This is a genomic window from Paenibacillus sp. P2(2022) (assembly GCF_029522175.1).
Taxonomy (GTDB): domain Bacteria; phylum Bacillota; class Bacilli; order Paenibacillales; family Paenibacillaceae; genus Paenibacillus; species Paenibacillus polymyxa.
In genome coordinates, this window is sequence record NZ_JAKWFI010000017.1 from 25,738 (window position 1) to 46,732 (window position 20,995).

The 20,995-nt window shown below is 48.6% G+C and carries 16 protein-coding genes; 10 read left to right on the forward strand and 6 right to left on the reverse strand.

What is annotated here, in order from left to right; all coding sequences use genetic code 11:
• The first annotated feature begins 71 nt into the window (after positions 1-71).
• A complete protein-coding gene (locus MMB75_RS25195; protein WP_162835286.1) occupies positions 72-536 on the forward strand; it encodes a transporter in 465 nt (154 codons plus the stop codon).
• A gap of 149 nt (positions 537-685) precedes the next feature.
• On the opposite strand, the gene MMB75_RS25200 is transcribed toward MMB75_RS25195, so the two are convergent.
• Positions 686-2,743 carry a transglycosylase domain-containing protein gene (locus tag MMB75_RS25200; RefSeq protein WP_016818556.1) on the reverse strand — a complete coding sequence of 686 codons (2,058 nt, stop codon included), beginning with the start codon at positions 2,741-2,743 and terminating at the stop codon, positions 686-688.
• Between the two features lie 283 nt (positions 2,744-3,026).
• On the opposite strand from MMB75_RS25200, the gene speE reads away from it, so the two are divergent.
• Together speE and MMB75_RS25210 are read left to right on the forward strand one after the other, a co-directional pair.
• The gene (speE, locus tag MMB75_RS25205; protein ID WP_017427232.1) at positions 3,027-3,854 is read left to right on the forward strand and encodes a polyamine aminopropyltransferase; all 828 of its coding nucleotides are present in this window, start codon (positions 3,027-3,029) and stop codon (positions 3,852-3,854) included.
• A gap of 264 nt (positions 3,855-4,118) precedes the next feature.
• Positions 4,119-5,411 (forward strand): MFS transporter, encoded by a 1,293-nt coding sequence (locus tag MMB75_RS25210; protein WP_016818558.1) that lies wholly within the window; start codon positions 4,119-4,121, stop codon positions 5,409-5,411.
• A 119-nt stretch (positions 5,412-5,530) separates the two neighbouring features.
• Here MMB75_RS25210 and MMB75_RS25215 read toward each other — a convergent pair whose 3' ends face one another.
• Both MMB75_RS25215 and MMB75_RS25220 read right to left on the reverse strand, forming a co-directional pair.
• Positions 5,531-7,270, reverse strand: coding sequence for an ABC transporter ATP-binding protein (locus MMB75_RS25215; protein ID WP_017427233.1), 1,740 nt, complete (start codon positions 7,268-7,270; stop codon positions 5,531-5,533).
• Positions 7,267-9,018 (reverse strand): ABC transporter ATP-binding protein, encoded by a 1,752-nt coding sequence (locus MMB75_RS25220; protein WP_019685770.1) that lies wholly within the window; start codon positions 9,016-9,018, stop codon positions 7,267-7,269. The genes MMB75_RS25215 and MMB75_RS25220 overlap by 4 nt, the downstream gene beginning before the upstream one ends.
• Positions 9,019-9,168: 150 nt before the next feature.
• Between MMB75_RS25220 and MMB75_RS25225 the strand changes: the two genes are divergently transcribed.
• The 3 genes from MMB75_RS25225 (at position 9,169) to argS (ending at position 12,270) form a co-directional block, all read left to right on the forward strand.
• Positions 9,169-10,059 carry a LysR family transcriptional regulator gene (locus tag MMB75_RS25225; protein ID WP_016818561.1) on the forward strand — a complete coding sequence of 297 codons (891 nt, stop codon included), beginning with the start codon at positions 9,169-9,171 and terminating at the stop codon, positions 10,057-10,059.
• A gap of 94 nt (positions 10,060-10,153) precedes the next feature.
• Complete coding sequence (locus MMB75_RS25230) at positions 10,154-10,594, forward strand: YwiB family protein (RefSeq protein ID WP_016818562.1); 441 nt, start codon at positions 10,154-10,156, stop codon at positions 10,592-10,594.
• The gene (argS, locus tag MMB75_RS25235) at positions 10,591-12,270 is read left to right on the forward strand and encodes an arginine--tRNA ligase (RefSeq protein WP_016818563.1); all 1,680 of its coding nucleotides are present in this window, start codon (positions 10,591-10,593) and stop codon (positions 12,268-12,270) included. Before MMB75_RS25230 ends, argS begins: the two co-directional genes overlap by 4 nt.
• A 127-nt stretch (positions 12,271-12,397) precedes the next feature.
• On the opposite strand, the gene MMB75_RS25240 is transcribed toward argS, so the two are convergent.
• Entirely contained in the window at positions 12,398-13,258 is an 861-nt protein-coding gene (locus tag MMB75_RS25240; protein WP_019685772.1) for a CYTH domain-containing protein, read from the reverse strand.
• A 141-nt stretch (positions 13,259-13,399) separates the two neighbouring features.
• Positions 13,400-14,278: a LysR family transcriptional regulator gene (locus MMB75_RS25245; RefSeq protein ID WP_019685773.1), complete on the reverse strand. Its 879-nt coding sequence runs from the start codon at positions 14,276-14,278 to the stop codon at positions 13,400-13,402.
• A gap of 201 nt (positions 14,279-14,479) precedes the next feature.
• Between MMB75_RS25245 and MMB75_RS25250 the strand changes: the two genes are divergently transcribed.
• The 4 genes from MMB75_RS25250 to MMB75_RS25265 are packed head-to-tail and all read left to right on the forward strand — an operon-like array spanning position 14,480 to position 19,625.
• Positions 14,480-15,478: an ABC transporter ATP-binding protein gene (locus MMB75_RS25250; protein WP_019685774.1), complete on the forward strand. Its 999-nt coding sequence runs from the start codon at positions 14,480-14,482 to the stop codon at positions 15,476-15,478.
• 19 nt (positions 15,479-15,497) lie between these two features.
• Positions 15,498-16,568, forward strand: a complete 1,071-nt coding sequence (locus tag MMB75_RS25255; RefSeq protein WP_019685775.1) for an ABC transporter substrate-binding protein — start codon at positions 15,498-15,500, stop codon at positions 16,566-16,568.
• Between the two features lie 4 nt (positions 16,569-16,572).
• The gene (locus tag MMB75_RS25260) at positions 16,573-18,243 is read left to right on the forward strand and encodes an ABC transporter permease (protein ID WP_277511406.1); all 1,671 of its coding nucleotides are present in this window, start codon (positions 16,573-16,575) and stop codon (positions 18,241-18,243) included.
• Positions 18,240-19,625 carry an MBL fold metallo-hydrolase gene (locus MMB75_RS25265; protein ID WP_045245400.1) on the forward strand — a complete coding sequence of 462 codons (1,386 nt, stop codon included), beginning with the start codon at positions 18,240-18,242 and terminating at the stop codon, positions 19,623-19,625. Before MMB75_RS25260 ends, MMB75_RS25265 begins: the two co-directional genes overlap by 4 nt.
• Positions 19,626-19,643: 18 nt before the next feature.
• Here the strand turns inward: MMB75_RS25265 and MMB75_RS25270 are convergent, their stop codons facing one another.
• A complete protein-coding gene (locus MMB75_RS25270) occupies positions 19,644-20,804 on the reverse strand; it encodes a S8 family peptidase (RefSeq protein WP_045245401.1) in 1,161 nt (386 codons plus the stop codon).
• Positions 20,805-20,995: the final 191 nt, after the last annotated feature.

The window sequence follows — 20,995 nt, forward strand, 5'->3', positions numbered from 1 at the left end:
GGGATTCGCCCAGTCCACGGGCTGATGTCCCGCATAGGATACATCAGCCTAGAACACAAGGAGTGAAACACATGTCTTTACTGCCACAAGTTCCTTTCGGAACGCAACCGGGTACTCCGGGTCCATTCACACCGTCAGGTCCTTCGATTCCACAATTTCCTGATATACAGGATTCGTTTCCGTCTCCGGTAGGTCCGCCACCAGGGCCAGGCCCCTTTTCGCCACAGCCTTTCTCACCGCCGCCGCAAGGGCCGTTCGGTCCGCAAGGTGGGCAACAAGCTCAAGCACCAACTTCCCCACCACCACCATTTACGCCACCAAAGCCGCTAGTTTCAACATTTGCGGTTGACCCTGGAGCCATTTTCGGTTGTTTGTTCCGCAATACGTTTGTATGGCTGACGAACGGAGAGCGTTTCTGGATGTACCCTGTCTTTGTAGGCAGAACATCGGTAGCGGGTTTTCGGTGGAGTGGACGTTTTTGGTTTTACTATGGTGTAGACACCAACCGTATTGAGTCGTTTAGTTGTTTTTGGTAATAGCGCAGCTTTAGGGAAGAGCGGGGCTTAACTGGGGAATGGCTGATGGCACTGGCAAGAGAGCTATAATGGGCGAATGAAATAAGTGAAGTAAAGATAAAAAAAGACTGGGAGAGCGCATCATGGCGTTTCCCAGTCTTTCTTTGCTATTACTCCATCCACCATCGCTTAAAATTGCCCCACCAGGATTTTTTTTCGGCCTGCCGTTCCGCTTGGTCAGTAGGTGCCGATGCCTGTGGGTTATTCTGCCCCGATAGGGTCTCTTTCGGCTCGGTACCGCTAACGAATACCTCCAGCCGCTTGTCGGGACTGTCCGGCGCAGCCAGCTTGCCGCTGGCCGGATCAATATAGGCGCTGACTACGCCGTCAGGGATCGGGAAGATTTTGGGCGGCACATTCTCCAGCGCTTTTTCTGTATATTGTGCGAAAATCGGTGCCGCCCGCCGGGCATCCTGCGTGCTGATGGCCTTGCCTTTGTCATATCCAACCCAAACAGCGGTGGATAGCTCGGGGGTGAAGCCGACCATCCATGCGTCCGTGTTGGTCGTGCCGCTCTTGCCGGCAACCGGGCGTTTGATCAGCTTCGCGACCCGGTTACCGGTGCCGCCTTCTTCAAACACGCCTTCCATGAGGCGTGTGAGGACATAGGCGGAGGCGGGCTTCACGACCTGCACAGGTGCGGCCTGCGGTGCTTCGTACAGCGATCGTCCGGCCGCATCGGTGATGCGCAGCACCGCTACCGGAGCCACCTTTTGCCCGCCGCTGCTGATGACCGAGAAGGCCGAGGCCATCTCGAACGGGCTGACGGGCGACACGCCTAATGCCAGCGAAGGCACGGGCTTGAGCTCGCTCGTAATGCCCATTTTGCTGGCGAGGTCCATGACCTTATCCGCTCCCACCTGCAAAATGGTGCTGACGGCATAAATATTATCAGACGCCGCAATGGCGCGCCGTAGATCTATTTCGCCCCAATATTTGTCTCCAAAATTTTTGGGCTTATAAGTTTTACGGTTGTTGTCGTAGTGGAACAACGTTGGTCGGCTTTCGAACTTAGACGTACTTGTCAATTCACCGGAATCGAGCGCGCTGAGATACATGATCGGCTTGAAAGAGGAGCCTGGCTGCCGGGTTGTGGCTAGCGCATGGTTATATTGATTCCCTACATAGTTCGTTCCGCCGACCATAGCCTTGACATGTCCGTTACGCGGGTCCATAGAGATTAATGCAGTTTCCAGTCCGTTGCTGTTCTTCATGCCCTCATTGACAGCCGCCTCGGCTGCCTGTTGCATGTGCATGTCCAGCGTCGTATAAATGCTTAGCCCGCCATGCTCAAGCACCGCTTCGCCAATCCCAAGTTGATGAGTCGCTAGTTGGCGAACGTAATCGCGAAACCAGGGGGCGGCTTCCACTGTCCGACGCTGGCTCTCGGGCCGCAAGGGCAGTATTTCCTCATAGGCCTTGCTGGCTTCAGCTGGTGTAATTTTACCGATGAGTGCCATAGAGTCCAGTACAATTTTCTGCCGATCCTTTGCGTTTTTCATATGATTATAGGGTGAATAGTAGGTCGGTCCTTTCGGAATACCTGCCAATAGGGCGCTTTCGGCCAAATCCAGATCCTTTGCGGATTTACCGAAATACATTTGCGAGGCCGCCTCAATGCCATAGGCCCCATGGCCATAGTAAATTTCATTCAAATACATTTGCAGCAGCTCATCCTTGGAATACTTCATTTCAAGCTGTGCAGTATAGATGGCCTCTTTGGCCTTGCGCGTCCAGGTTTTCTCGTGAGATAAGTACAGATTGCGCGCAAGCTGCTGAGTCAGCGTGCTGGCCCCCTGTGACATATCCCAGCGGGTCAAATTAACGATTACTGCCCGGCCCAGGCCTTTGAAATCAAAGCCAAAATGATCGTAAAACTTCCGGTCTTCCACAGCCAGTGTAGCTGCTATTAAATCGGGCGAAATATGATCAAGCTGGACAGGAATAGATTCCTTGCCTCCGGCAGAGAAGGTAGCAATGACTTGCCCCTGACTATCGAGCAGACGTGAATTCCGATCTGTATCGGCGAGTGGAAGACTGGTTGTGTACAAATAAGCGAGCAGAATGCAGGCGGCGATGACCGTCAGAATCGTGAGAGACATCAGCCCTTGAAAGCATCGAAGCCAAAGCGGTTTACGCTTGGAGGACCGCCCGGTAGTATCGGTCATCATGCCACCTCCTTCCATAGTTGATGTTCTCAGTATAGTCAATCCGAAAGCGTCTATTCATCAGATGCGCATACGTATCTATTTTAAACAAGATTAAGCCCTAAAAATGCTTTTGCAGTCCATTCAGGTATCGCTTATAATGCAAAAAGTGTGAAATTCAAGTGTGTTTGGTACAATAAATATAGCAAACTCGGCGTTTGCGTGTTGCAGTTATAAGGGAAAGTCCATGTTTATGCTACCGGATTGCCGGACACATACTTTGATCAGAAAGAAGGTTGGAATGATGGACTTGTGGTTTACGGAGAAGCAGACTCCCTCTTTCGGCATTACAGCAAAAATCAAACAAACCTACGTCTCTGAGAAAACAGATTTTCAGGATCTGGCAATGATCGAGACGGAGGAATTCGGCAATATGCTTGTTCTGGACGGCATGGTGATGACAACGGTTAAGGATGAGTTTGTATATCACGAAATGGTAGCGCATCCGGCCTTAAATACACATCCGAATCCGAAAAAGGTTTTGGTTGTGGGTGGCGGCGATGGCGGCGTTATCCGTGAGGTCATCAAGCATCCTGAAGTGGAAAAGGCTGTATTGGTTGAGATCGACGGTAAAGTCATTGAATATTCTAAAAAATATTTACCTGAAATTGCCGGGAAGTTGGACGAGCCTAATGTGGAAGTGCTGGTCAATGATGGTTACATGCATATTATCGAACACAAAAATGAATACGATGTGATTATGGTCGATTCGACGGAGCCAGTGGGTCCGGCAGCGCCGCTGTTCGAACGTGGGTTTTACCAAGGTATTTTTGAGGCGCTGAAGGAAGACGGCATTTTCGTGGCGCAGACGGATAATCCTTGGTTCAAGGCTGACCTGATTCAGAAGGTCAACAAAGATGTAAAAGAGATTTTCCCGATTGTGCGTGTGTATGGTGCAAACATTCCAACCTATCCAAGCGGTCTATGGACATTTACATTGGGCAGCAAGAAATATGATCCGCTCGAAGTGGACGAGAACCAAATTCCAGAGATGGACACTCGATATTACAGTCCGCGTCTGCACAAAGCAGCGTTTGTACTGCCTAAATTTGTGGAAGATTTAACAAAGTAAACATTTTAAGAAGCGTCGTAGGGATCTTTATCGCCAGTATAGAGCGAAAAGAGCGCTATAGACGCTTTTTTTGTGTTAAATCAGAACGTAGTAGGGATGAGAATATAGTGGACACTGAATTTCCTTTTAAGATAAAAGAAGGAAATTTAAGGGTGCGTGTAGAACATACAAAAAACCAGACATTTAACAGATTTGTAATCGACAGGGGAGGTTTGGTTATGGAAATACATAAATTGGCGATGTACCAAAGAGGGGGAAACTTTTTTGATCAGACGCTCTTTTTATTACCTGTTGGGGTCTCAGACGATCTCCAACGCAGCAGATATCATCTATATGTTGAGTGTGGTGGTGTTGGTGTTCAGTTCAAGTAATTCCTTAATGACGACTATTTTAATCCCGTTGTTCCGGTTGTCAGCTCAAGTGCTTAGTGGGCTTGTTGCACCGATCGTGCTCGGTCGATTTCGGCTGACGCAGGTTCTTCTATTTTCCCAGTTTGGGCAGTTCGTCATTTTTACGTTGCTGCTGCTTTATTTGTGGATCGTACCTGAGCAGAGGTCGTTTCTGTTTATTTTTGTAATGGTGTTCGGTATGTCTTTCCTAGATGGCTGGACCAATCCTGCGCGTAATGCGCTTGTACCCCGTTTGGCTACGGGTGAAGGACTGATGCGTGCCAACGGCATGGTAGCGGTCAGTGATCAGGTGGTAAGGTGTGCAGGCTGGGCATTAAGCGGAATTATTGTGGCTTGGCTGGGTTCCCTGAATACGCTTGCAATTGCCTCCTGTTGTTATCTCGTGGCTGTAACTGTCACGTCCTTCATTCGTGATCCGCTGGATCAGAAGCACCTAGGTCTTGAAGCTTCGAATTCCCCAACAAATGCGGAAGAACCCGCAAAGGAAAAGGAAAGAGGCTCCCATTGGAAAGAGCTTGGGGAAGGCTGGAAAATCATTTGGCACAACCGCCGTATTCGTTCTCTGATGATCGTCGATAGCGTGGACAGTATTGGGGGAGTCTCCTGGCTCGGTGTATTTATTTTGGCGTACGTCAGCCAAGTGTTGCATCGTGATGAGAGCTGGTGGGGCTTTATGAATGCGTCCTTTTTCTCCGGCACGATTTTGGGTGGGTTAATTGTTGTTGGCTTGGTTAAACGGTTGCAAAAGAACAGCTTTTTGTACATGCTCGGAGCTTTGCTGGTGTATGTACTGATTACCATTGTATTTGCGCTAAATACCATTCCCGTGGCTGCGCTTGTTCTTTTTGCTGTATCAGGCTTACCTGTTCAAATGGCGGGCATTATTCGCCGCACCTTGCTACAAAGCAGTGCACCGGCAGCCCAACTACCCAAAGTGATGGCAGGGATTGATGTAATTACCAATCTCGCTTTTGGCCTGGCTTTATTATTCATGGGCTGGTATGCTGACCGATTCGGCATGGTGCAGGTGTATTTGCTGGCTGCGGCTATGACTACCATTGCTGTTCTGATCGGCTGGTGGTATCGGCGTGATTTTCAGGAAGACGAACCGATTGATCATCCGACCGCTACGGGAGCAGGGATATGAATTACATAAGCAATAGCTCCTTTCTGTGCCACAACAAAAAAGTCGGTTGCATAAGAGCAACCGACTTTTAAGGAGAACGTTTTTTACGAACGTAACGTCCTGTTACCATAACTGCGATGTTAGGCCGTAGTGAACTGGCTGTTATAAAGCGAGGCATAATGGCCGCCGCTTGCGAGCAGTCCTTCATGGGTACCGCTTTCGACGACATCACCGTTTTTCATGTATAAAATCAGATCCGCTTCGCGGATGGTTGATAGTCTGTGGGCGATGACGAAGCTGGTGCGTCCATCGATCATTTTCATAAAAGCCTTTTGGATACGGGCTTCTGTAAGGGTGTCTATGCTGCTGGTTGCTTCATCCAGAATGAGCATAGGTGGATCGACGAGAATCACTCTCGCGATGGTGAGCAGCTGCTTTTGCCCTTGCGACAGGCTGTCGCCTGACCCGCTGATGACCGTATCGTAACCATGAGGCAGGCGCTTGATAAAGCTATGCGCATTGGCAGCTGTCGCAGCCGCGATAACTTCTTCGTCTGTGGCCTCTGGCTTCCCGTAAGCGATATTGTCCCGAATCGTTCCGCTGAACAGCCATGTATCCTGAAGCACCATACCAAAGTTAGTCCGCAGGCTGTCCCGGCTCATATCGTTGATATTCACCCCATCGATGGAGATCGAACCGCTGTCCACATCGTAAAAGCGCATGAGCAGGTTAACGAGTGTGGTTTTGCCTGCTCCAGTCTGCCCAACAATAGCTACGCGGGTGCCTGGCTTGACCTCCAAACTAAAGTTCGTGATGAGCGTCCGTTCCGGATTATAGGAAAATTTCACATGATCAAACAGAATCGTGCCTTTGCTACGCTCCAGCTGTACGGCGTTCGATTTTTCCGGTTGCTCCGGCGGCGAATCCAAAATAGCAAATATGCGTTGAGCAGAAGCCGTAGCAGCCTGAAACTGAGTCAGCACCCCTGTGATTTCATTAAAAGGTTTGGCGAACAAATTGGTGTAGATGAGAAAGCTCGATAAACCGCCTACCGAAATCCCACCCAAAATGATCGAAATACAGCCAATCATAGCGGTGACTGAAAAAGTCATGTTGTTGACCAAACGGGTAGAAGGATTGGACAATGATCCATAAAACTGTGATTTAACTCCCGCTTGATACAATTGCTCGTTTCGGGCGGAAAATTCCTCAAGCGAGCGATTTTCATAATGAAAGGCAGTAACTACCCGCTGTCCGCCAATCATTTCTTCCACATAACCGTTCAGACTTCCTAAAATTTTGGCCTGTTCGCGGAACATACGTTGCGATCTTGTAGTAATGAACCGTGCAACGCCATATGTGATGGGGGCAGACACTAATACCACCAGCGTCATCACTGGACTGATATACAGCATGAGTACAATCGAACCAACAATAGTAATCAATCCGGTGATCAAGGTGGAAAAGCCCTGCAACAAGCCATCCGACACGGCATCCATATCGTTCACAAAACGGCTAATACTATCTCCTTGCGGATGATTGTCATGAAAGCTTAACGGAAGGATATTAAAATGATCGAATAACTCCCGTCGCATATCATTTACAGTCTGAAAAGCAATGCGGTTCGTCAAATATGTGAGCAGCCAACTAAATAGACTGCCTACAACATATACAACGCCTAGTCCAGCTAAAATCTGTGCAATACCTCTAAAGTCTACCGTTCCCTTATTCACCATATGGTCGATAGCCCGACCAATCATATAGGGTCCGACCAGACTGGCGAGCACGCTGAGAATCGCACTGACGATGACCCAAAACGTTGTTGATTTATATTGTCCCACATAGGTTAACAATCTTCTCCAGGTTTCCTTGCCACTCATTGGTCTACCTCCTGCGTTGAGAGCTGGGAGCGATTAATTTCCTGATATACCTCCGAGCTGCTCATCAACTGATCATGTGTGCCGATCCCGACAATCCGGCCTTCATCAAATACAATGATTTTATCGGCATGCTGTACACTGCTTACTCGTTGTGAGACCAGCAGGACAGTCATGCGGGTGCTATTTTCCCGAAGCGATTTCCGAAGGGCGGCATCAGTTGCAAAATCAAGTGCGCTTGAGGAATCATCCAAAATCAGTATTTCCGGATTGCCTACAATAGCTCTGGCAATGGTAAGTCGCTGCTTTTGGCCGCCTGACAGATTAAGTCCACCTCGCATGATCGGGGCGTCGAATTTTTCCGGTAAGTTAGAAATAAATTCATCCGCTTGCGCGATAGCGGCGGCCCGGGCGACTTCCTCATCGGTGGCATGTTCATGTCCCCAACGGATATTATCCGCTATAGACCCTGTGAACAGCAGTGCCTTTTGTGGAACAATCCCGATTTTCTGCCGCAATTGCTCCAGCTTGTAATGCCGTACGTCGATGCCATCGACACGTACACAACCTTCTACTGCATCATAGAAGCGGGGAATCAGATTCACGAAGGTGGATTTTCCCGAGCCTGTTCCTCCTATGATTCCAACCGTTTCACCGGGATAGATGTCTACGACTACATCGCTAAGTGCCAGTTGTCCTGTCTTATTGTAGCCAAAGGAGACATGATCAAAAGAGATGGCTGGTACTGGGCTGATTTTACCCGTTCTTCCCTGATCGAATGATGCAGAATTGGCAGTATCGGAAATCGAAGCTTCCGTGTCTAGGACCTCCTGAATTCTCGCGGCTGAAGTGGCCGCCTTGGTGAACAGAATAATGAGATTCGTCACCACAATCAGGGCCAGTAAAATCTGCGTAATGTAATTAATAAACGCAATAATCTCTCCTTGTGTAAGAGATCCATATTGGATATGGATACCGCCGATCCACAGAATGGCAATAATAGCTCCGTTGACCACCAGTAAGGTGGCTGGGCTAAGTAGAGCAGAAATACGGCCGACACGAATAGCGGTCTGGGTCAGGTCATCTGAGGCAGTATTGAACTTTACTCGTTCAGCTCCTCTTTTGGCAAATGCACGGATAACCCTTACACCTGTGAGATTTTCGCTTAGCACCAGAGCGATTTTATCGAGCTTTTTCTGGTATAGCTGGTACAGCGGAGAAGCCTTCGTAATGACTACATACAGAATCAAAGCCAGAACGGGTGTAGCCGCCAACAGCACCAAAGCAAGGCGGAAGTCCAGTATCATGGACATGATGATCGCCCCGATACAAATAAAAGGAGCACGAATAACCAGACGAATCAACATCGCTACAGCTGTTTGCAGCTGATTGACATCATTCGTAATTCGGTTGATGAGAGAGGGCGTACCAAATTTATCGAGATCTGCATAAGAAAACGATGAAATATGCTTAAACATCGTATTGCGCAGTGTGGTTCCGAATCCTTGGGAAGCACGGGCTGCGTAAAACTGGCACACTAGAGAACTGCCAAAGCCCAGTATAGTCATGAGCAACATTAAAAGACCCATTTGCCAAACATAATGGGTGTCTCCCTTACCAACGCCATGATTAATCATTAAAGCCACCATAGTAGGCAACAACAATTCCAGAATAGCCTCAATTAGTTTAAACAGAGGCCCAAGAATCGTTTCCTTTTTATAGGGTTTCAAAAAAACAGCAAATTTCAGCAAATCAACCATCACCTAACCTGAATATTGTATAAAGTTTTCTATTGTAATTGCATATCTGAATATGATTATGGCATATCCCCAACCATATGAATAATATTTAATATATATTAGAGATATAGGTTTTACATATATCAGGACCGGAGGTTCATGATGGAATTGAGACATCTCAAGTATTTTTTAGCGATTGCAGACGCTGGACAGATTACAGCGGCAGCCAAAAAACTGCAAATCGCACAGCCTCCCTTAAGTCAACAGCTTATGCAGCTGGAGGAAGAGCTGGGTGTAAAGCTTGTGCATCGAGGCTCACGAAGCATTCAATTGACAGAGGCGGGAATCATTTTACGGAACAGGGCCAAGCAGATTTTGGAGCTGACGGATGCTACGACAAGGGAAATAAACGATTTCGCCATGGGGATGAAGGGGACGCTCACCATTGGAACGGTTTCTTCCTCTGGGGCAACCCTGATGAAAGACAGGCTTTCCGAATTTCATAAAACCTATGCGGGTGTAAAATTTGAAATACATGAGGGAAATACCTTCCGGATTCTCGATCTTCTGAACAAAGGAATTGTAGAGGTCGGTATCGTCAGAACTCCTTTTAATACCACTGATTTAGGGTGTAGATATGCGTCCACTGAGCCGATGGTAGCAGTGATGACGGAAGAACATGATTGGAGTCCCGAACAGAAGAGCATATCATTGGCTGAGCTGAAGAACAGACCACTCATCGTATATCGTCGTTTTGAGCAATTGATCCACGACACCTGTATGAAGCATGGCTTTGAGCCAAACTACTTTTGCAAAAATGACGATGCCCGCACCACGCTTCTTTGGGCCAACGAAGGGCTGGGTATTGGCATGATTTCGAGCTCCGCATTGTCTTTGGGCAGCAATAATCATTTAATTGTTAAGGAAATTATGTGTGAAGATTTGCACACTCGTGTGGCTGCCGTCTGGTTGAAGGATAAATACATGTCTTCTTTGGCTTCCCGGTTCATTGAAAGTTTTAGTCAGGCATCCAGTGTAGCTGACCTACAGTAGTTGAATTTTTTAAGGGCGAAAGCATCTTTTTGTAAAAACTCATTTGAATTGCAATCGGGAACTGGATATAGTAGTACAGTAGGATAGCGATAGAATGGAGTTTGAACACATGCCACACAATGCAAAGGTTCGAATCCGTCTTCATAGTCATCATGACGGAGAAGATGTGGTACAGGAGCTTCCTGGAGAAGCAATCGTTCGCGGGAAGCATCTATATATAAGGTACGAGGAGCCGCAAGAGAGTCCTGAGGGCGGTACGACACGGAACACAGTCAAGATCGGACCGGATGAGCTAAAGCTGATTCGTCACGGTGAGGTACAATCAGAGCAGTCGTTCGCGCTGGGACGCAGGTTGCCTGGATTTTACCGCTCGCCTTATTTAAACCTGAACATGTCTGCGCATACGCAGAAGCTCGATATTCGGATGGATGGATTCACCGGACAAGTGAGCTGGACTTATGATCTATACGTATTTGAGGATTTCTCGGGGCATTTTGCCATCAGTTTGCATATACAGGAGGAGCAACAATCATGACAAGCAATCCACTGGAACTTATTAATCAAAAGGTGACCTCAGCAATCGAGGCAGCGGTGCTGGCTGCTGGAATCGTGGGTCGCGAAGAGCTGCCGACCATTACGCTGGAGGTACCTAAGGACAAGTCACACGGTGACTTAGCTACCAACGTAGCCATGCAGCTCACTCGCATTGCGAAGAAGAATCCGCGTCAAATCGCTGAAGATCTGATTGCGAATATGGACTTAGCTTCCGCTTCTATTGAAAGTGCGGAAATCGCGGGACCAGGCTTTATTAACTTTCGCCTGAACAAGAGCTACCTCTATGCAGTGATCGGACAAGTACAGGAGCAAGGAGCAGATTACGGTCGTGTACAGGTAGGTGAGGGCAAAAAGGTACAGATCGAATTTGTCAGCGCCAATCCGACTGGGAGTCTTCACTTGGGCCATGCACGTGGTGCAGCCGTAGGGGATGCGCTCTGTAATGTGCTTGATTTTGCCGGATATCAAGTCACTCGTGAATATTACATTAATGATGCGGGGAACCAGATTTACAATATGAGCCGTTCCATCGAAGCGCGTTATTTGCAGGAGCTAGGACAGCCTGCGGAGATGCCGGAGGACGGATACCATGGTGAGGATATCATCGGGTTTGCGAAGGAACTGGTGGCTGAGAAGGGCGATTCTTTGTTGTCTATGGAACCAGGAGATCGTGCCGCTTATTTCCGTGAATACGGTCTGGAAAAGGAACTGAATAAGATCAAGCGTGATCTGGAGCGGTTCCGTGTACCTTTTGATTCCTGGTTTAGTGAAACATCACTGTATGATAACGGTGAAGTGCTTAAAGCACTGAATGAGCTGCGTGACCGTGAGGAAATTTATGATAAGGACGGAGCTACTTGGCTGAACACGACTAAGTATGGTGACGATAAAGACCGCGTATTGATCAAAAATGACGGCACTTATACGTACCTGACTCCGGATATCGCCTATCACCGCGACAAATATGCTCGTGGGTATGACACGATCATCAACATCTGGGGAGCGGATCACCACGGCTATATTCCACGGATGAAGGCCGCAATGGAAGCACTGGGCAATGACCCAGATAAGCTTAAAGTACTGATTGCCCAAATGGTCAGCTTGTTCCAAAACGGTGAAAAAGTAAAAATGTCCAAGCGTACTGGCAAGGCCGTAACGATGGAGGATCTGATGGAAGAAGTGGGCGTAGACGCGATTCGTTACTTCTTCACCATGCGTAGTATGGATTCGCATCTGGATTTTGATATGGATTTGGCGATTTCTACCTCCAATGAGAATCCGGTATTCTACGTGCAATATGCACATGCACGTGCATGCAGCGTATATCGTCAAGCCGAAGAGCAGGGTATTGCTGTACTGCCATTGGCAGAAGTTGACTTGTCGAAGCTGACGGCTGAGCATGAATACGATTTGTTGCGCAAAATTGGCGAGTTGCCAGAGGAAGTATCGGTGGCAGCTGCAAACTTTGCGCCGCATCGTATGATTCGCTATGTCTACGAGCTGGCATCCATGTTCCACAGCTACTATAAAGCAGAGCGTGTCATCACGGAGGATGCCGCTCAAACGCAAGCTCGCTTGGCGTTGTTTGGCGCGGTCCGCACGACCATTGCCAACGTACTGAAGCTGGTGGGCGTGTCTGCACCGGAACGTATGTAAAGTAAACAACTGCAACATAATGATTTTGTAGTCATATGTATAATGGTTAAAGGAACCGTTCGTGCTGCCCTCTAGGGAGGCTCGTTCGGTTCCTTTTTTTGGTTTGAATACAATAAGTTTGAGTAGCTTAATAGCGTTCCAGTACCAGATTCGTTTTCAGGGAATCGGCAGGAATCAGCCATCCTTTGGATTGTAGCAGATTCATCAGCTTGGTGCGGTTGCTTGCGGCAGTATTGTAATCCGAAGTTTTGAAGGAGATTTCGATGATATTGTCGGTACCCGATCCGTTGGCGCTGCGAATAGGCCATACTTCAACGTCAGTATCCAAGCCCTGAAAGCTGCCCTTATATTTGTTGACCTGTACAGGACCGCGTACTCTGGAGTTTGCCAAGGTATGTTTGCCCCAGTTGCTGCTTTTCCAGTTTTGCAGCTTGCCCGGAAGATTGTCCTGCAATTGTTTTAATGCCTGATCCGGGGAAGGCAGAGCTAATCCTTTGGAGGCGTTCGTTTTCTTGTCATTGGAAAAGCTTAATGTCTGCTTGCTGTATCCCCAATCCACCTCAGCCTCATAATTATCATCAGAGGCACTGAAGCCTTCTTTATTCGCTTGGGTAAGTGCTGCGTCGATATTCCCGTTTGTGATCGTATATCGCTTTTTGTAGGTTAACTCATAATTTTTTTTGTCCTCTTTTTTGCGAAATCTAACGTTCCAGCCCTCGTCATTCAATTGCAAGGAGTCTGTATCAAAATACTCGACGCTTAATCGTTGCGCATCTTCACTGATTCCGAACTCATTTACAATACCGCTTTTTAAAGAGCCATCCGCATTGAGGACCTGAGCTGTATCCAGCAGCAGCTTTACCTCATAGCTTGGTGTGGCATTGGCAGCGGCTTGTACGGGCTCTGCACCTTTCCATCCTGTTGCGAGCAGCACTGCACTCAGAGTTACTACTGACATGAATTTAGTGATACGCAGGCTTGTTTTCATTTCATCCTCTCCTGTTCGTCCGAATAGGTTACACGCTTCACTTTACGGGTGATTTGTCAGTCGTATGTCAAGCTAAGATGGTATTCTGGTTAAAAAATACCATAATTTTTATATGACAGCTAAGATTTAATCTTGGTTCCATCATAAATATTTAGTGAATCTGTGAATCAGCGCGGAGCGATGACGATCTTTGTTGCTGACCATATAAATATGCCGCTCAACAGGCTGTCCCGGAATAGGTCTTATGATCAGTAAACCCCGCTCAACCTCTGATTGAACAGCAAGGCGAGAGACAAAGGAGATGTGTTCTCCCAGCATAACCGCCTGTTTGATAGCTTCCAGTGAATCCAATTCCAGATAGGATGGAAGTCGGCGCCTTCCGCGCTCCAGCCATTTGTCAGTCACGTGGCGTGTGCTGGAATCCTTCCCATGCAACACAAAAGAGGAAGAAGCGATGCGCTCGGGTGTTAAATCGGTTTCGTTAGCGAGCGGATGAGTGGGTGAGCAGATGAGCACCAGTTCATCTTCTCCCAAGGATTCTGAGAGCAGCGTTGGGGATTGAAACGGCTCTGCCGAAATAATGCCGAGGTCAATTTCGTGGCGAGCGAGCATGTCCTTGATCACGGGCGCTGTTTTCACGGACAAGGCAATGTGAATGCCCGGATGCTCGCGGGCAAACCGATGCAGCACGGCAGGAAGCAGATAGGTGGCAGGTACATAGCTTGCGCCAATCCGTATACTCCCTCGTTGGAGCGTATCGAACTCACGGACAACCCGCTCAGCCTCAGCCGCAAGTGCATTAATCTTGGTAGCATAGTGCAGCAGCGCATTTCCGGCATCCGTCAGGATGATTTTGCCCATACGTGTATCAAATAGCTTTACTCCAAACTCACGCTCCAGATTTTTCATATGAAAAGTAACAGTGGGTTGCTTTAGGCCGAGAACCTCGGCTACGGTGGTAATTTTATGGTGCTTGTTCAGCAGCTCTACAATATGTAACTTTAGAAGACTTAAGTTCACTTAGAATGCCTCGCTTTCAGTTAAGTCAAACAATCATGCTTATTCTCTGGGCAACAGCATCAACCGCCTCTATATAGATTAAATCTATGAGTGTTAACACAATTCATTGAAATAATTAATTTTGTTTTAACTTCCCAATAACACAGGTTGCGAATTCAAGTTTTACACTGGGGTCAGTCACAAGAACAGGCAGGTAATGCGATGAATCAGGATCTATATATTCGCGGATTAAGTAAAACCTTCGGCCATACCACCGCGTTGCATGAGACGAATCTGGTCGTACGACAGGGCAAGTTCACCACACTGCTTGGACCGTCCGGTTGTGGGAAGACGACGCTCTTGCGCTTGATTGCTGGTCTGGAGACACCAGATACCGGCACAATCACGATGGGAGAGGAAATTCTCTTTTCAGCTGAACGCAAAAAGGATGTTCCCGCACATCTCCGCCACTTTGGTATGGTCTTTCAGGATTTTGCGCTGTGGCCGCATATGACGGTGTTTGAAAATGTGGCCTTCGGCTTGCGAGCGAGCAAGCGGGGAAAAGGGGCTGTTAGCGCTCAAGGCAAGGAACTGCGGGCAGTGGTGCTGGAGGCGCTCGATAAGGTGAGGTTGTCAGGGATGGAGGATCGCTATCCCCATCAGCTGTCCGGTGGTCAGCAGCAGCGGGTTGCTTTTGCAAGAGCAGTTGCTATCCGGCCTCGACTGGTTTTGTTCGACGAGCCACTCAGTGCACTGGATGCCGTACTTCGGGAGGAGATGCGCATTGAGATGATATCACTTGTGCGCGATCTGGGGCTGACCGCCTTATATGTCACTCATGATCAGATCGAGGCCATGTCCATGTCTGATGAAGTAGTGGTTATGAAAAGTGGACATATTTTGCAGACCGGAACACCAGAGGTGATCTATGGTTGTCCGTCTCATCCAGAGGTGGCAAGCTTTATCGGCAAATCCAACTGGATCGAGTTGGAACGGACACTATTTCGACCTGAACATGTCCGTTGGGAACAGGAACAAGCGGATCAGCACACTTTTACAGTAGAGATCCTGCATGTCAGCTATGTTGGCGATCGCTATGAAATCCGTCTAGTAGCCGAAAACGGCGAGCAATGGACTGCGTATCACTCCACCCGCTTGCCCATAGGCGAACAAATGCATATTTGGGTATCCCCGCAATACATCCACCAACTTGAAACATAGGGAAAAGGGGTTATATAAGATGATGAATAGGCGTGTTTTTCGTACAGGATGGAAAAAAGGGGCTATGCTTGCTTTAACATTGACTTTTGGACTGGCTGTGGCAGGCTGCGGAACGGCTACGACATCGAAGGATGGGGCACAAGCCGATGGATCAGCAGGGCAAGCAGGGGCGGCGTCCACCGATCAGAAGTTGGTTGTTTACAGCGCAGGCCCGGATGGACTTGCGAAAAAGCTGATAGCGGGGTATGAGGCGCAGAGCGGGGTTAAGGTAGAGTTATTTCAGGGAACGACAGGTAAGATTTTAGCCCGCATGGAAGCGGAGAAAACGAATCCGGTAGCAGACGTGGTTGTGCTGGCATCGCTTCCGTCTGTACAAGGCTTGAAAAAGGAAGGACTCACACTCCCCTATCCGGACGCTAAAAATGCGGACAAGCTAAACCCGGATTGGTCTGATAAGGAGGGTCACTATTTCAGCACAAGTGCTTCTGCTTTGGGTATTGCATTTAACACGAAGTTAGTGAAAACGCCACCTACTTCATGGGCCGATTTGGCGAAGCCTGAGTACAAGGATCAGGTTAACATTCCTGATCCATCGCTGTCTGGCTCAGCGTTGGATTTTATGACAGGCTATCTGAGCGCCAAGGGCGATGGAGGCTGGACGTTGTTTGAGCGGTACAAGGCTAACGGTGTGGCCATGGCCGGTGCGAATCAGGAAGCGCTGGATCCAGTGATTACGGGGGCTAAAGGTGTAGTCGTCGCTGCGGTTGATTACATGACCTACAAGGCTAAAGCCAAAGGCGAGCCGATAGACATCGTTTATCCGACAGAGGGAACGGTCATTAGCCCGCGTCCTGCCGCAATCCTCAAGTCCACACAGCATGAGCAAAATGCCAAAGCGTTCATTGATTATCTGTTGTCGGACGAAGCACAGAAACTAGTAGCAGATGCTTCCCTACTCCCTGGACGCACGGATATCAAAGCTGACAAGCGTGCAAACCTCGACGAAATCCCATTGCTGAAAACCAACTGGGAATGGATGGGTGAACACGGATCAGACGTGACGGAAAAGTTCACGCAAATGTTCAAATAAGCCGATGGGAGGTTTGTCTGTTAAACACATCAGGGGATGGTCCCTGACACTTGCTCTGATCGCGCTTTTTATCCTAATTGTACTGCCGTTGCTGCAAATCTTCATCCAAAGTGTGTATGTTGATGGGACATTTCAATGGGCTGCGCCTTTTCGAACGTTAGCTGCTTCTCAATTTGCAGGAGTGCTATTCAACTCGATCTGGCTAGGCATCTGTGTGATCGCAGGAACGACCGTCCTTGCACTTCCGCTAGCCTGGATCATGTCCAACACCCGACTCGCACACTGGCGCTGGTTGGATGTCGTGCTGCTGATTCCGTTTATGACTCCGCCCTATATCGGTTCCATGGGATGGATCCTGTTTATGCAAAAAAACGGGTATATGGAGCAGTTGCTCCCGGATATGCATTTCTTAACGGCTTCCTTCTTCAGCCTTGGCGGCATGGTGATGATCATGAGCCTGCATCTGTTTCCATTCCTGTACCTGCTGCTACGCGGGGCGCTGGTGAGGATTGGCGGCAGTCTGGAAGAGGCGGGTGCTGTCATGGGCGGAGGCTTTCTGTACAGGTTCCGTCGAATCATTTTACCGCTGCTACTATCGGCATACGGAATGGGTGCGCTGCTCATTTTCGTTAAAACGATTGCCGAGTTTGGCACACCCGCTACCTTTGGGCGACGTATCGGGTATGAGGTTATGACTTCTGAAATTCACAAATATATTTCCAGTTGGCCCATCGATTTTGGCAAAGCGACGTCCATGGCCTCGGTGCTGTTAACGGCCTGCCTGCTTATGTGGTATGTGCAATCGGTGATCAACCGAAAGTTCACATACAGACTGGTAGGGGGTAAAGGTTCCCGTCCTTCCCGTCTTCGTGTATCCAGCTGGACTACAGCACTGAGTGTCATGTTCATCCTATTGCTGCTCATCGCAGCTATTGGCATCCCTTACTTTTCAATTATTGCGGCCTCCTCCATGAAGCTGCGGGGAATCGGATTGGCATGGAACAACCTTACACTCGACTATTACAAGGAACTGCTGTCGTGGGGTTCAGAAAGCATGGAAGCGCTACTGAACAGTGTATTTCTCTCTTTGGGTGCATCGACGCTTGCAGTGGTGCTGGGCACCTGGTTTGCGCTTGTTATCGGTGGATCACGCACGAAAATCCAACGGACAGTTGATGCATTCAGTTTACTTCCGAATACAGTGCCGGGAATTGTTATGGTGGTGGGTCTGATTTTGTGGTGGAATTCGCCGTGGATGCCCATTCCATTGTATAACACATATGGCATGGGCATTCTGACGTATGTTATTTTGTTTGTTCCTTATACGGTGCAGTATGTCAAAAGCGCCTTTACACAGGTGGACACTGGTCTTTTTCAGGCGGGACAGGTATTCGGCGGGCGTCCGTCTTACATATTCCGCCGGATTGTACTGCCGCTGATTGGACCGGGGATGCTCGCTGGTTGGATGATGACCTTTACCATTGCTTCACGGGAGCTGGTAGGATCGTTGCTGATTTTACCGCCATCCGTCCAGACGTCTGCAACCTATATATTTGCCCAGTTTGAGCAGGGACAGGTGTCGCTTGGCATGGCGATGGCTGTTATATCGGTTGGTTTGACCACATTGCTACTGATCTTAATGGAAAGCTTAAACTCGCGGAGAAAGTGGAAATGATGATGACCAAGCTTAGGATTTGGGGTGGAGCGGGCGAACATGGCCGCTCCTGTTATGTTTTTGAAGGAAAGCAGCATCGTATCATGCTGGATTGTGGCGTAAAAAAGGAAGGAACCGGGCAATATCCGGTTTTTCCGCCACAGAAGGTGAAGGAGCTAACTACTGTTTTGCTGTCTCATGCACATGAGGATCATTCCATGGCGCTCCCCTTACTGTACAAGTATGGATATCGGGGAGAGGTCTGGACGACCAAGGCTACCGCTGAGCAGCTGGGATCCTATTTTCGCTCCTGGCAAACTTATGTTGAATCGAGAGACGGCGAATTGCCCTACAGTGAACAAGATATCCAATCTATTACCTATCGCTATCTAGAAGACGAAACGCCGTCAGGAGTGTGGCATGAAGCTTGTCCGGGTGTGAGAATGATGTGGGGACGCAGTGGACATTTGGCTGGTGCAGTGTGGTATATCGTAGAAATGGAAGGGAAGCGGCTGTTCTTTTCTGGAGACTATAGCCGTGAATCTGAGCTTCTTGCTGCCGATGCACCGGACTTGTGTATGGGAGAGGGGGTAGATGACCTTCCTGGATGCAAGCCAAAGTCCAATCTAGTGGACATATCAATCATGGACAATGCTTATGGTATGGATATAGACCCGCAGCCTGTTAAGCTGGAGCGGCTGAGGGTCGAGATGGAGCAGGTATTATTGTCTGGCGGCCATGTGTTGTTGCCAGTGCCTGCCTTTGGCAGAGGACAGGAATTGATCGTATGGGCCAGCGAGCAATTTCCTGAACAAACAATAATTATAGAGCCTGACCTGTGGCACGGATTGAAACAGTTAAATCGATGGAAAGAGTGGCTACGTCCGGGAGCTTCCACGCGAATAAAACATGTGTTGAACAGTGACAGGGTGTTTGTGCCTCGTGATACTGCGGGACGGATAAGTCTGCTGGAACGGAACACGGCCACTATTATCGTAACAAGAGACGGCATGATGGATTCCCCGCAGGCGCGTTGGTATTATCAATATCTTTCGGATCACCGCAGTATGCTGATCGATGTGGATAGCGGGGAGGATATTAGGAACAGTGTGATATTGACCGGGCATGCTTCCAATGGTACTTTTGGTAAACATCTGTTGGAACGTGCAGACGCCAATGACATCTGTATAGCTCGGCATTTGATTTACAAGGTGCACCAGGGATTATCGGATGTACGGCAAATGCTGAAGGAGATGCCTAGCAAACAGGTTGTACTCGTTCATGCACCCAAATTGCAGACCGACCTTGTACGAGATGAGTTAATAAGAGAAGGAAATAATGAACATGGAGGTCCTGCCAGAGAAGTTCACTCTTTGGAGCCAGGTGCAACGATAGAGGTTTAGTATTCATCAGATCGTGGTTCACTTTGTGCCCTCTTGCATCAATCGGAAGGCATCCACTTCTCCAAGCTTGGTGGAGATGGAAGTGCGTCCAGCACTTTTACGAAGGCGTAGCGGTGTGGCAGTGCGCTTAAGCAGCGCTTTAATTTCTCCGGGCTCCAGTTCCGGTCTCAGTGAAAGGAGAAGTGCGATGCTCCCGGTCACATGGGAAGTAGCCATAGAGGTGCCGCTCATTTCATGATGCTTTCCATGAATCCAGGAGGATCTGATCTTCTCACCGGGTGCATACACGTCTACGAATTGCCCCCGATTGCTAAAAGGAGCGATACGTCTGTATTTGTCGGTAGCTCCGACTGAAATCGTCTGGGAATAGCGGGCCGGATAGTCAATACTTCGACGCTTACCCTCATTTCCCGAGGAAGCTACGATTACAATGCCGTTATGATATGCTTTATTCACCATATCAAGCAGTGCCTTGCTGCGCGACTTCATACCAAAGCTCATATTAATAATATCGACACGATTTAATACACACCAGTCGATACCAAGAATGATGTCAGAGACATAGGCGGCTCCATTATGATCGAATGCTTTTACAGGATGAATTAAAGCCCGTGGTGCTACGCCAACCATACCCTCGTCATAGTTAGATGCCGCGATGGTTCCAGCAATATGAGTGCCGTGGCCGTTGTCGTCATAGGGTAGCATGGTCCGGTTCAACAAATTGATACCTCTGGCAAGGGAATGGCGAAGATCAGGATGATGAAAATCCGCTCCTGTGTCGATCACACCGATTCTGACCCGATTCCCTGTCGAGGAAGGCCAAGCCTTGTATGCACGTACCTGTTTGACTCCCCATGGCATAGAAATGCTTTTCTCTACTTTCGGTATATAAGCCGTTTCTGCGTGAACCTTTATGCGGGTATCTTCTTCAACGGTAACACCGTGGTGATATTTGCCCAGCCTGTCTCCCCCTGAAAGCGGAGCGATGAGAGCACGGATTAGCCTAGCCGGTTGTACTTGCCGTAATCCCGCAAGCTCAGGTTTCAGCTTCCTGAGATAGGACAGGCATTCCCGGTATTGGTGAGGCTTATCGAACGTGATAATCTGTTTGTTCCGTCCACTGCCGGACGGCTCCGAAATACCCTCATGCAAACGCTGCAAAAAATCCGGATAGTCCATTTGAGACGGTCCCCCTCCGATGAGCCATGCTGAGGTATTGTATGAGCAAGCGTCAGCTACGGCATGGGAAACTTGCCCCTTTTTTATGGAAATAGGCCTGCTTGTCGTGTCAAAGTAGCTATGGACACATACGATACATGGAGGGCATAAGCTCTTGTGCAACAACTTTGGGAGGCCTCTCCCGGAGCGGG